This is a genomic window from Denitrobacterium detoxificans (assembly GCF_001643775.1).
GTDB lineage: Bacteria > Actinomycetota > Coriobacteriia > Coriobacteriales > Eggerthellaceae > Denitrobacterium > Denitrobacterium detoxificans.
Genome location: NZ_CP011402.1, coordinates 497,504 through 509,421, shown reverse-complemented (window position 1 = coordinate 509,421; position 11,918 = coordinate 497,504). Strand labels below are relative to the sequence as shown.

Below are 11,918 nucleotides of genomic sequence, written 5' to 3'. Positions count from 1 at the left end.
TGCGACTGCCTGGCCGCGATGCGCCCCATTTTACCACGCCCCCACCAGCGCGTCTTGCGCAGGCATGCAGGCGCCCTACGCCTCGAACAGGACCGCCCCGGAGGTAAGGCCACCGCCGAAGCCCGCCATGACGACGTTGTCGCCCTGCGCGATGCGACCCTGGCAATAGGCGTCGCACAGCGCCATGAGCGCGCTTGCGGCACTGGTGTTGGCACTTGAGCCGATGGACACCTGGAAGAGGTCGAGCGGGGCTTCCATCTTCTTGGCGACGTGCGCGATGATGCGCTCGTTCGCCTGATGCGGAACGATGCGCGCCACCTGGTCGACCGTCATATCGCCGCGCTCGAGCACGGCGTCGATGGCCTCGCGCATGGCCGCCGTCGCAAACTTGAACACGGTGCGTCCGGCCATGCCAATGTACTCCGTAACGGGAATGGCGCAATCGTAAGCCGCATCATTGGACTGCGCGGCAACGCCCGCCTCGTCGAACGGGAACAGGGCGCGATTGAACATGTTGGCGCGGGAGAGCGTGAGCTCCACGTCGTCGGTGTTCTTCAAGAACGAGCTGATGATGCCCTTGCGCGATTCGTTCCATTCCAGCAGCACCGCGCCAGCGCCGTCGCCGAACAGCACGCACGTAGCGCGGTCGGTCCAATCGACGATGCGGGACAGACGCTCGACGCCCACCACCAACGCGCGACGAATGGGATTGCACGCCCCCGGCGCGCTCTGCGATGCACGCATCATGTTCTCGGCAACGGTGATACCGTACACGCACCCCGAGCAAGCGGCATTCAGGTCAAAGGCGACCGCATTCGAAAGGCCCAGGCGCATCTTGATGAGCGAGGCCTGGCACGGAATGGTGGCATCGGGCGTGATGGTCATGCAGATGAGCAAGTCGATGCTTTCGGGATCAACCTGGCCAAGATTCCAGGAAGAGGCTTCGATGGAGCCACCTTCCGCACCCAAGGCAGCAGAGCATGCCGCCGACGCAAGGTCGGTACTCGATTCCGAAATGGCGATGCGGCGCTCGTGGATGCCCGTGCGCTTTACGATCCATTCGTCGCTCGTGTCGACGATCTTCGCCAGATCATCGTTGCTCACCGATAGCTTCGGGAGCGCCTTGCCGCATCCAATAACCGTGCAACCCACGTATGCCTCCTTCACGCATCGTTCGCGCATGGTCGTATTGTGCAGCATGCGCGCAATGCCTACGATGCGATAAAATACTTTGAAACTCTAACAAAATTATCCAATGCCCCACAGCGTTGCAAGCGGATACATGCAACGCCCACGGCAATGAAGGTGGGACCATCTATGGCATCATCTGCATATCCGGCCATGGCCGCGCACAATCTGGAATTGGACGACCTGTTTTCGGGGACCTTCCAATCGGTCATGCGCATAGAGGAACGCGCCTTGGATAACCGCTATACCCAAGGGCTCACCATCACCGATATCCATACTATCGTAGCCGTGGGCCTCTACGAGCGAAATCCCATGAACGTCTGCGCAACGCGGCTCGACGTCACGCTCGCCACGCTCACCACCGCCGTAAACAAACTGGAAAAGCTGGGGTACGTGCGCAGGGAACGCTCGCAGGAAGACCGCCGGAAGGTCCTGCTTTCCCTTACCACGCAGGGGCGCAAGGCGTATCGCGCCCACTTGCTCTTCCACAAGCGCATGATCTCCGAGGCGCTCAATGGCCTCACCAACGAAGAGCAGCGCGTGCTCGCCCACGCGCTTGCCAAGGTCAAGGGCTTCTTCGACGCACGAGCATAAGCCACGTAACAACTTGATTAGGCTTCATCGCCCTCAATTGCGTGTGCATGGAGTGCGCGATACAATGGCCTTCCATGAATGATACAAGTTACATATCATTTAACCCAGGGCGCCGACGCGTGGTAGCTGGTATGGGCGCTCTCGCTGCTGCGGGAGCGTTGGGGTGCGCGCTACCACGCCTTGCCCACGCCGATGAGCTGACGGAGCTCAAAACGAAGCAATACGACATCCAACAGCAAATCATCCAAATGCGCGGCGAAGTGGAAACGGCCGCCGACAACTACCAGAAGGCCCTGGAAGAGCACACGGCGGCTGAAGGCGAGGTCGCCGAGGCCCAGAAACTCATCGGTGTGAACAACAAGCGCATAGGCGAGCTGCAGGATCGCATGGGTGATCGCATGCGCCTGGAATACAAGACCGGCCTGGCGGGCATATACGACCTGCTCTTCGGCGCAAGCACCTTCGAGCAGTTCGTCACGCAGATCGACATGTACGACTACATCAACAAGGCCGACGCCGACATGGTGCAGGAAACGAAGGATCTGCGTGCGCAAAACGAGGAAGCCAAGCGGAAGAAAGAAGAGCAGGAGCAGATCGCCCGCTCGAAGATGGACGAAGCGAACCGCATCAAGACGGAGGCGGAGCAGAAGACCGCCGAGCTCCAGTCGCTCTACGATAGCCTGGACGCCCAGGCGAAGGAGCTGCTGGAAGTCGCCCAGGCGCAGGCTATGGCCAGCGCCGATTGGCCCGTCGACATCATTGGCAATCCGCGCAACATCGAACCCTTCCCCGACATCATCGACTATGCGCTCTCGCGCGTGGGCTGCCCCTACGTATGGGGCGCCGCCGGACCCGACACCTTCGATTGTTCTGGCCTGGTGATTTGGGCGTTTGCACAAGCAGGCATCAAAGGCATGCCCCACTACACCGGATCCCTCTACGAACTGGCGCATGCGCGGGGCGCCATCGTGAACCTTACCGACGTGAAGCCAGGCGACATCCTCTTCCGCCCTGGTCATTGCGGAATTGCACTCGCAGACGGCGGACTCCCCTACGTGCACGCACCCAACACGGGCGCGCTCGTGCGCACCACCGATTCGCTCTCGTATTCGAAATTCGTCTGCGGCTTGCGCTTCCCACACTAAACGCGGTCGGTAATATCCGAGAAGTACCCCAGAAGGCCAACGATGTGGCCACCCTGGTATACGGGCATCTTGCTCGCGACAATGGCCCGCTCCTGGCCATGCGCCATGCAGAACCCATGGGCATCGTGAATGCACTCGCCTTCCAGGACGCGCTCCTCGTCTGATTTGAACGGGCCGGGATCGCTATGCCACCCCATATCCTCATCGGTATTGCCAATGAGGTCCTTTACGCTTCCGAAACCGTAATAATCAATAAACGCCCTGTTCGCACCAAGGAACCTGCGCTGCTCGTCCTTCCAGAAAACCTTGGTCTCGGTAGCGCTCAAAACGGCATCCACCAGCGAGGTGGTGGCAAGTCCGCCAACAATGGAGGAAACGCCCTGGTCGACATTGGGAACGCCGACTACTTTGAAACATACGGCAACGCGCTGATCGCCCGAAGCGGCAATGGGCGTAATGACGGCGCGCATCCAGCGATACCCCTTCATGCGCAGACGCATGCGGAAAATGAGAGAGATGATCCCGCCATTGGAACGCAGCCGCCGACGCATGGTCTTCAGCTCGAAAAACGCTGCGAACAGCTGGCGCTCATCGGGATGCACATACCCTTCCGAAACGACCTGAATGGCCATTGAAACCTTCCCGCGCGCAAAGGGATTCTTGTCGATTTCCGACATGAAGCGAATGTTGTCGAATTCACCCGTGGCAAGGTCGATGACGTCTATGCGCTCGAACAGGCTATACACGAACGAACGAACGGTAACCTGGTTGTCCCAGCTGTCAGCGGAATCCAAGCGCGTCAAGTTCACGGCGCGCACAAGGTACGCGTCCAGATGATTCGCCTGAGCAACATGGCGTACGCTCAACGCGCACAGCTCGCCCCCGAAATTGAACTCAACGGCACGGTCGGATTGCTCGGTCTTCGCCTCGAGCGCCGTATGCAAGAAGCGATCGCGCAGCACGCTGCCGAATTCGCGATTTTCGCTCATAAGGTCCTCGAAGTAGTGCACGCCCAACGCCGCAAGAAAGCCCCCGAACGGACGGTTCTGGGAAATGACGCGCACGCGACCGCGATCGACTTCGACCACGGCAAGCGGCACCGTGCCCGCAATGAGCATGTCAGACGCGGCCATGGCGTCGGCCAAGCCACCCGCCAGGCTCACGCGACCAATATCGCTGAAGTAGCCGCTTTCCACATCCGTTTCCGCTTCGATCCCGCCCGTTTGAACCAGTTCGACGATTTCACCTATGGGAGCGGGCTTCGAGAAGAGATAGCCCTGAGCTTTCTCGCAGCCAACGGACCTCAGGAACTCAAGCTGGCGTTCCGTTTCCACGCCCTCGGTGAGCGTGTGCGCGCCCAGGCGTTTCACCATGCCGATGACCTGGGAAAGCACGGTTCGCGTAGCCGGGTTCTTGTCGATATCGCGAATAAGGCTCATGTCGATCTTCACCGTGTCGAACGGAACGGCGGTAAGTGCCGATAACGACGAGTATCCACTGCCGAAATCGTCCATCCAGATCTTGTAGCCAGCGCGACGAAAGCGATCAATTCCCTCATGCACGAGCGTGAAATCGCTGGAAAACGCGCTCTCGGTTATTTCGATATCCAAATCGGATGGGTCCATGCCGTTCCTGCGTACGGCGGAATCAACGATTTCGAAAATGTCGCATAGTTCGAAGTCCAAGCGCGACAGATTGACCGAAACGCTTGCCGTGGGAACGAGCTCGCGAATACGATGGAACTCATCGCACGCCGTGTTCACGACGAAGGCATCGAGCTTATGGATGAATCGGCTCGCCTCGAGCGTAGGGATGAACGTTGCAGGCGAAAGCATCCCATGCAGAGGACTACGCCAACGCACAAGCGCCTCGATCCCACATATCTTCCCCGAGATAACGCGCACGATGGGCTGGTAGTACACCTCGAGATCGTTAGCCGCGATGGCATCTTCCAAGCTGTTGAGCACGTACCCCTCGCGGCTCAGCTTCTGCGCAAGCTCGTCGTCGAAATAACGAAGGTGAACGCCAAAGCGATCTTTCACACTCCGGCACGCAAAGAGAGCGCGGTCGATAGCCTGCTTTTCGCTTACTGCCGGGTTGTCGAGAACGTAGACGCCCGCGATGATTCCCAGGGAAGTGCGTTCGTAATGCCAGGCCATATGGGAATGAATGGCCACAATGGCCTGCTCGATGCGCTCGTTGCGAACGATTCCGCAAAAATGGTCGGCATACAAACGACCCAGTATGGCATCAGGGAAAATGCTGCGGAGAACCTCGCCCATGGTACGCAGGCATTCATCGCCGCGCATATAGCCATGACGACTATTAATGGCCTTGAAATTGCCGATATTGAGCACAATAAGGCAATGCGACCCGGGCATTTCCATCTGGGAAATGAACGCGGCCGTATGAGAACGAAAGGCGGGCTCGCTCAGCAAACCCGTCACGCTATCTTTCGCCGTATATAGACCCACAGCTTCTGGCACGGCAATACCCTTCGCAACATGGAGCCCATGCAATAGGCCCCAAACTGCGCCCCCAAGTAGCTATTAATTATAGCAAAGGACTAATTGATACCGCCCGTGATGCATTGAAAGATGCGTTTGCCGCCCCATCCGTCAACTGCCCGTTGCTCAGCGTGCGAAAAACGGGTACGTAGGGCGGCACTCGAAGCCAATTCACGAAGCGATGCGGTGATTCCGTCGAAGTCGAATGGACGGTCGAGCGGCACATGCGGCCCCAAACCCAGATCCTGGAAGCCAAGGGCGTGGCCCGCCTGGTTTTCCGCGGTGGGAAGCGCAACCGTGGGAACGCCCATGCATGCAAGCTCGTAGAGCGTAAGCCCCGAGGCGGAAAGCGCGATGTCGGCCGAGCGCATGAGCTCGGGCATGTTCTGGGCGTTGCGCAGCAAGTGGACGCGACCGGCAACTTGCGCGCCGAACGAACCCAGCGAAAAGGGAGCGTCGCCACCCAGCACGACCTGCACGCGCGCGGTTTCATGTGCCTGCAGGCAGCATTCGGCAAGCTTTTCCAAGATACCATCGGGGTTCGCGTAGCCGCAGGTAACCAAGATGGTTTCCACGTCATCGCGCACATGGTCGCCAGAACGCGCCTGCCCAAACGAAGCGCGCACGGGCGCATATTCGGGCCCAATGCACAGCATGGTGGAAAGGCCCTCGTACGCATTGCGATACTGCGCTTCCGTAAATGCGAAACCGTAATTGATAACGACGTCGGCCTGAATGGGCGCCGGATGCGACGTAAAGCCTTCCTTGAACGTAAAGGCGTCGTCGATGTAGGCAACCTTCGTATCGCGCGCGGCCAGAAGGTTGGCTAGCTCGTCAAAGAAGCCATTGGTAACGGCATACGAGTCGATGAGGATGGCCGAAGCGTCTTCGTCACGCGCAACGCGCGCAAGATTGATGGCGTCGACGCGCATGAACAGATGGGGGTCGCCCCCGACCATTTCGCAGGGGAACCCAAAGGACTCCACGATAACGGCCGACTCTTCGGTGGAGACCAGGAACAACACGCGTTCGCCCGCGTTTATGGCCTGTTCGGCAACGGCGGCACAACGCATGACATGCCCTACCCCGATACTGGCGTCGGCATTCGCATCGGTGCGAATAAGCAGCATATCGTGCAACCCTCCCGTCGTCTGACGCGTCTTTCCAGAGGGGATTATACCCCAGAACGGACGAGGCGCAGCGCGAACCGCGCCCCGCATCGCGTCTGCAACCAGGAAATGGCAAGCCCGAGTGCAACCCGTCCTACAAGCGTTCCAGAGGCTCGGCGCTATCGAATGCCGGTTGGCCGCCCTCAGCAAGCTCGTGCGCATATTCGCGATCGATGGCGGCGCTCGCACGCGGCGGAATGACCTCGAACGGAACGGCGGGAGTGACCAGGCTTACCAGTGGAACGATGATGATGGAAAGCAGCATGGCCGCCGCGCCCGCAACGATGGAAGAGCCCATGAACGGAACGATCATATTCGCCGTGGTCAAACCCACGCCGCAAATGAAGCTCGCCCATACCGCCGCCTTGGAAATGCGCTTGCTAAACAGGCCCCACAGCAGCGGGCCCAGGAAGGCGCCGGCAAGCGCGCCCCAGGAAATGCCCATGAGCTGGGCAATCCACGTAATAGTGCTGTGATACTGCACGAGCGCGATGGCGGCAGAGATCACGACGAAGAACACGATGAGCGCGCGCATCCACGTGAGCGAGGCCGCATCGGACATCTTCTTCACCACGTTACCCTTGATCAGGTCGAGCGTGAGCGTACTGGAGCTCGTGAGAACCAGCGAGCTAAGCGTGGACATGCTCGCGGAAAGCACCAGTACCACCACCAGGCCAATAAGCGCGTCGGGCAAGCTGGAAAGCATCGTGGGCATGATGGAGTCGTAAATGGGCGTTCCGTTTGCGGCAAAGGCGATGTCGCCCTCGTACAGGCGCCCGAAGCCGCCCAGGAAGTAGCTGCCGCCCGCCACGACCACGGCGAACAGCGTGCTGATGATGGCGCCCTCCTTCACGGCGGGGCCGCTCTTGATGGCGTAGAACTTCTGCACCATCTGGGGCAATCCCCACGTGCCCAAGCTGGTGAGCACGATGACGCACAGCAGGTTGAACAGGTCGGGACCGAACATGCTGGTGAAGGCACCTTGGAAGCCGCTCGCGTCGGCCTGCACCTGGGAAAGCGAAATGACTGCCTGGCTGAACCCGCCATTCGAGAGCATGACCGCCACGATAACGGCCACGATGCCCACGAGCATGATGCAGCCCTGCACGAAGTCGTTCACCACGGTGGCCATGTAGCCACCCAGCACCACATAGACGCACGTAACCACAGCCATGCCTATGACGCACCATTCGTAGGGAATGCCAAATGCCATAGTGAACAGGCGTGATAGGCCGTTGTATACGGAAGCGGTGTAGGGAATGAGAAACACGAAGATGATTGCCGCGCTTGCTACGCGCAACGCCTTGCTGCCATAGCGCTTGCCAAAGAATTCGGGCATGGTGGCGGCCTTCAGGCGCTGCGTCATCTCGCGCGTGCGCGGACCAAGCACCCACCAGGCCAGCAAGCTGCCTAGAAACGCATTGCCCAGGCCAATCCAAAACGCGGAGATACCAAACTTCCAGCCAAACTGGCCTGCATATCCCACGAAGATGACGGCGGAGAAGTAGCTGGTTCCATAGGCGAAAGCCGAAAGCCACGGGCCCACGTTGCGGCCGCCCAGCACAAAGCCATCAACGCTCTTCGCATGATGGCGCGTGTATATGCCAATCGCCACCACGATGGCAACGAAGACGACGATCATGAGGAGTTTCGCTATCACGAGTATTCCTTCCAAAGAGTTGACACGACAAATGGGCAGACCGCCCTTGCAGGCGCGCACGACCCCCGCTCGGCCAGGATGGAACCAGGTGGCCCGGGACCCGTACGCTACAGGTATCGATAGGAATAGGAATAGCGATACGCCACGGCATATGCGGCCGTGCGGCAAATGTTCGCGCTATGTCCCTGTTCGTGATGCATAGGGGCACTTTACCACAGCAAAGTGCCCACGCATACACTTTTTTCGGCGTGACGCGTATTTAGACGCCAGGCGTAGCGTCGCTGGCCCCGTGCACGGCTTGCGCCATGCGCGAAACGTACGCCTCCACCTCGACAGGAGCCTGAGCGCCACGCGCCGCCACGATCTTCATGATCGCGCTGCCTACGATGGCCCCGTCGGCCACCTGCGCCATGGAACGCGCCTGTTCGGGCGTAGAAATGCCGAAGCCAATCGCTGCCGGAACGTCCGAAACTTCGCGAATGTGAGACACAAGCTCCCCCACATCGGTCGTGATCTCGCTGCGCATACCCGTAACGCCCAGCGAGGAGACCACGTACACGAACCCCGACGCCTCGCGCGCAATGGTGCGAATGCGGTCCTTCGAGGTCGGTGCCACCATCGACACCAGGTCAAGACCACATTGCTGCGCCGGATCGGCGAACTCGCCGCGCTCCTCGAAGGGCACGTCGGGAAGGATAAGGCCATCAACGCCCGCTTGCGCGGCGCGTTCCATGAAGCGCTCCACCCCATAGCTGAATACGACGTTCGCGTACGTCATGAACACGAACGGCACCCTCACGGCAGGGCCGCCCTCCCCTTCACGCAAGCGCGCGACCATGGCAAACACGTCGTCAGTTGTGACGCCGCCCGCCAGGGCGCGCTCGTTGGCGGCCATGATGACCGGCCCCTCGGCGGTAGGGTCGGAAAACGGAATGCCTATCTCGATAAGGTCGGCGCCCGCACGCGCCATGGCCCTTATGCACTCTTCGGTAACGGCCACGGATGGGTCGCCCGCGGTGATGAACGGAATGAACGCCTTGCCGTCCTGAAAGGCTCGCGCGATGTTACTCATGGATATCCTCCCCTCGATAGCGCGCAACCGACGCGCAGTCCTTGTCGCCACGCCCCGATACGGTAACGACGATGCTCTGATCAGGCGTCATCTGCCGCGCGAGCTTCATGGCATACGCCAGCGCATGAGAGCTCTCGATGGCGGGAATGATTCCCTCCATGCGCGAAAGGTACTCGAACGCATCGACCGCCTCATCGTCGGTTACGGGCACGTACGTCACGCGACCCACGTCATGCCAATGCGCGTGCTCGGGCCCAATGCCCGGGTAATCAAGCCCCGCGGAAATGCTGTACACGGGCGCGATCTGGCCGTATTCGTCCTGGCAGAAATAGCTCTTCATGCCATGGAAGATGCCCAAACTACCCGTGGAGATAGTTGCCGCGGTCTCGAACGTGTCGATGCCACGCCCCGCCGCCTCGCAGCCATAGAGTGCCACGTCCTCATCGTCGATGAAGTCGTAGAACGTGCCTGCCGCATTGCTTCCACCGCCCACGCACGCCACCACGGCATCAGGCAGGCGGCCTTCGGCCTGCAGATGCTGCTGCTTGATCTCGCGCCCGATAATGGCTTGGAAATCGCGCACCATGGCGGGAAACGGATGAGGGCCCATGGTGGACCCAATGCAGTAATGCGTATCCGCCATGCGACCCGTCCACTCGCGCATGGCCTCGCTCACAGCATCCTTCAACGTGCCCGTACCCGTTTCTACCGATACGACCTTCGCGCCAAGCAGGCGCATCTTGTACACGTTAAGAGCCTGCCGCTCGATATCCACCTTGCCCATGAAGACCACGCATTCAAGGCCGAGCAGCGCCGCCGCCGTTGCGGCAGCCACACCATGCTGCCCCGCACCCGTTTCGGCAATCATGCGCGTCTTGCCCATCTTCTTGGTGAGCAGCGCCTGGCCCAAAACGTTATTGATCTTGTGGGCACCCGTATGGTTCAAGTCCTCGCGCTTCAGATATACCTTTGCCCCGCCCAAATCCTGCGTCATCTTACGCGCGGGATACAGCAAGCTAGGCCTGTTGGCATAGCCATTGAGCAGCGCCGTAAGCTCCTCCTGAAACTGCGGGTTCTGCCTGTAATGCTCGTACGCCTCCTCGAGCTCGATGACGGCGTTCATGAGCGTCTCGGGCATGTACTGCCCGCCATGCACGCCATAGCGCCCCTTCGCATCGCTCATTACAACTCTCCTTCCGCGCGCACTGCCATCGCAAATGCGCGCATCTTCCGTATGTCTTTCGTCTTGTTCGTTTCGATGCCGCTGCTCACGTCCACGGCGAATGGGCGCACGGCCCGAACGGCCTGGGCAACGTTTCCGGAATCGAGGCCGCCCGCCAGGAAGAACGGACGCTGCACGTTGGCCACGAGCGACCAATCGAACGCCCTGCCATCGCCTCGCCCGGCATCGAGCAGGACGTAATCGGCACTGCAGGCAAGGGCGCGCTGGACATCCGCGGCATCACGTACGACGAACGCCTGGATGATGGGGGCGGACACGCGCTTGCGAAGCGCCGCGACATATGCCTCGTCCTCACGCCCATGCAGTTGGACCATGCGAATCGCCCCCACGTCGCACGCTGCGGCAACGAATGCAACGGGCGCATCGAGAAACACCCCGACGGGGCATATCACTTCGTCGAGCAACGCGCTCAACGCGCGCGCCTCGTCAAGCGTGACGCCCCTATGGGAGTTTGGCACGAATACGAACCCCGCGTATTCGGGAAGCACCTCGTTGACGGCCTCGATGTCGGCACGGGAATGCAAGCCGCACATCTTGATACGCGTCATAGGGGCTCACCCCGCAATGCGCTCAGGGCGGCTCGTTTGTCAGCCGCGCGCATGAGCGCCTCGCCCACGAGCACCGCATTCACGCCATGCCCCTCGAGCTCCCTCACCTGGCTCGGTTCACTCACGCCGCTTTCGGCCACGAACAGCACCTCGGGGGGAACCATGTCGCGCAGGCGCAGGCAGTTGCGGAAATCGACGCTGAAATCGACAAGATTGCGATTGTTCACGCCCACGATACGCGCACCCGCCCGCAATGCGCGATTTACCTCGCGCTCGTCATGGGCCTCCACGAGCGCACTCATGCCCAGCTCGTCCGCCAAGGCGATAAACTCTTTCAGCTGACCGTCGTCGAGAATCGAGCAGATGAGCAAGATCGCCTGCGCGCCCAAGAGCTTCGCCTGGTAAACCATGTAGGCATCGACCGTGAAATCCTTCCGCAAGCACGGCACGGCCACGGTGGCGGCAATCTCGCTCAGATACGCATCGCTCCCCAGAAAACGCGTTGGCTCGGTGAGCACCGAAAGCGCGCTGGCCCCCGCCTGCTCATATTCGCGCGCTATCCGGAGATACGGAAAGCTCTCGCTTATAAGGCCCTTGCTGGGAGATGCCTTCTTGCATTCGCAGATGAAGGACATGCCCGGCCCGGACAACGCACGCTCAAAGGGAAACCCGTCTGCGCACGCTAGCGAACGAGCACGGGAACGCAACTCCCCTATCGGCAGCGCCTCCTGCTGCACGGCAACACGCTCTCGAGCCGCCTGCGCAAGTTCGTTCAAAACGCTCGTCATGGCG

At 60.4% G+C, this 11,918-nt stretch carries 10 protein-coding genes; 2 read left to right on the top strand and 8 right to left on the bottom strand.

The annotated features are described in order from the left end of the window. Nucleotides 1-75 precede the first annotated feature (75 nt). The gene (locus AAY81_RS02040; protein WP_240480609.1) at nucleotides 76-1,200 is read right to left on the bottom strand and encodes a beta-ketoacyl-ACP synthase 3; all 1,125 of its coding nucleotides are present in this window, start codon (nucleotides 1,198-1,200) and stop codon (nucleotides 76-78) included. A 117-nt stretch (nucleotides 1,201-1,317) separates the two neighbouring features. Here AAY81_RS02040 and AAY81_RS02035 point away from each other — a divergent pair, with 117 nt between their 5' ends. Beyond that, nucleotides 1,318-1,782 (top strand): MarR family winged helix-turn-helix transcriptional regulator, encoded by a 465-nt coding sequence (locus tag AAY81_RS02035; protein WP_082867805.1) that lies wholly within the window; start codon nucleotides 1,318-1,320, stop codon nucleotides 1,780-1,782. Nucleotides 1,783-1,913: 131 nt separating this feature from the next. Further along, a complete protein-coding gene (locus tag AAY81_RS02030) occupies nucleotides 1,914-2,927 on the top strand; it encodes a C40 family peptidase (protein ID WP_169815777.1) in 1,014 nt (337 codons plus the stop codon). Here the strand turns inward: AAY81_RS02030 and AAY81_RS02025 are convergent. From AAY81_RS02025 to trpC, 7 genes are all read right to left on the bottom strand, one after another. After that, complete coding sequence (locus AAY81_RS02025; RefSeq protein WP_066660759.1) at nucleotides 2,924-5,374, bottom strand: EAL domain-containing protein; 2,451 nt, start codon at nucleotides 5,372-5,374, stop codon at nucleotides 2,924-2,926. The genes AAY81_RS02030 and AAY81_RS02025 overlap by 4 nt on opposite strands. Before the next feature lie 119 nt (nucleotides 5,375-5,493). Beyond that, nucleotides 5,494-6,564: a PseG/SpsG family protein gene (locus tag AAY81_RS02020; RefSeq protein WP_066660756.1), complete on the bottom strand. Its 1,071-nt coding sequence runs from the start codon at nucleotides 6,562-6,564 to the stop codon at nucleotides 5,494-5,496. A 133-nt stretch (nucleotides 6,565-6,697) separates the two neighbouring features. Then, nucleotides 6,698-8,263, bottom strand: coding sequence for a sodium:solute symporter family protein (locus AAY81_RS02015; RefSeq protein WP_066660753.1), 1,566 nt, complete (start codon nucleotides 8,261-8,263; stop codon nucleotides 6,698-6,700). A 259-nt stretch (nucleotides 8,264-8,522) separates the two neighbouring features. Next, nucleotides 8,523-9,335, bottom strand: coding sequence for a tryptophan synthase subunit alpha (gene trpA / locus AAY81_RS02010; protein ID WP_066660751.1), 813 nt, complete (start codon nucleotides 9,333-9,335; stop codon nucleotides 8,523-8,525). After that, complete coding sequence (gene trpB / locus AAY81_RS02005) at nucleotides 9,328-10,518, bottom strand: tryptophan synthase subunit beta (RefSeq protein ID WP_066660749.1); 1,191 nt, start codon at nucleotides 10,516-10,518, stop codon at nucleotides 9,328-9,330. Before trpB ends, trpA begins: the two co-directional genes overlap by 8 nt. Beyond that, entirely contained in the window at nucleotides 10,518-11,126 is a 609-nt protein-coding gene (locus tag AAY81_RS02000; protein WP_066660747.1) for a phosphoribosylanthranilate isomerase, read from the bottom strand. The genes trpB and AAY81_RS02000 overlap by 1 nt, the downstream gene beginning before the upstream one ends. Further along, nucleotides 11,123-11,914 (bottom strand): indole-3-glycerol phosphate synthase TrpC, encoded by a 792-nt coding sequence (gene trpC / locus AAY81_RS01995; protein WP_066660745.1) that lies wholly within the window; start codon nucleotides 11,912-11,914, stop codon nucleotides 11,123-11,125. The genes AAY81_RS02000 and trpC overlap by 4 nt, the downstream gene beginning before the upstream one ends. Between the last annotated feature and the right edge of the window lie 4 nt (nucleotides 11,915-11,918).

Coding starts and splice junctions, on each gene's coding strand:
- AAY81_RS02040 (WP_240480609.1), bottom strand. CDS start 1,200: ATGCTGCACAATACGACCATGCGCGAACGATGCGTGAAGGAGGCATAC.
- AAY81_RS02035 (WP_082867805.1), top strand. CDS start 1,318: ATGGCATCATCTGCATATCCGGCCATGGCCGCGCACAATCTGGAATTG.
- AAY81_RS02030 (WP_169815777.1), top strand. CDS start 1,914: ATGGGCGCTCTCGCTGCTGCGGGAGCGTTGGGGTGCGCGCTACCACGC.
- AAY81_RS02020 (WP_066660756.1), bottom strand. CDS start 6,564: ATGCTGCTTATTCGCACCGATGCGAATGCCGACGCCAGTATCGGGGTA.
- trpA (WP_066660751.1), bottom strand. CDS start 9,335: ATGAGTAACATCGCGCGAGCCTTTCAGGACGGCAAGGCGTTCATTCCG.
- trpB (WP_066660749.1), bottom strand. CDS start 10,518: ATGAGCGATGCGAAGGGGCGCTATGGCGTGCATGGCGGGCAGTACATG.
- AAY81_RS02000 (WP_066660747.1), bottom strand. CDS start 11,126: ATGACGCGTATCAAGATGTGCGGCTTGCATTCCCGTGCCGACATCGAG.
- trpC (WP_066660745.1), bottom strand. CDS start 11,914: ATGACGAGCGTTTTGAACGAACTTGCGCAGGCGGCTCGAGAGCGTGTT.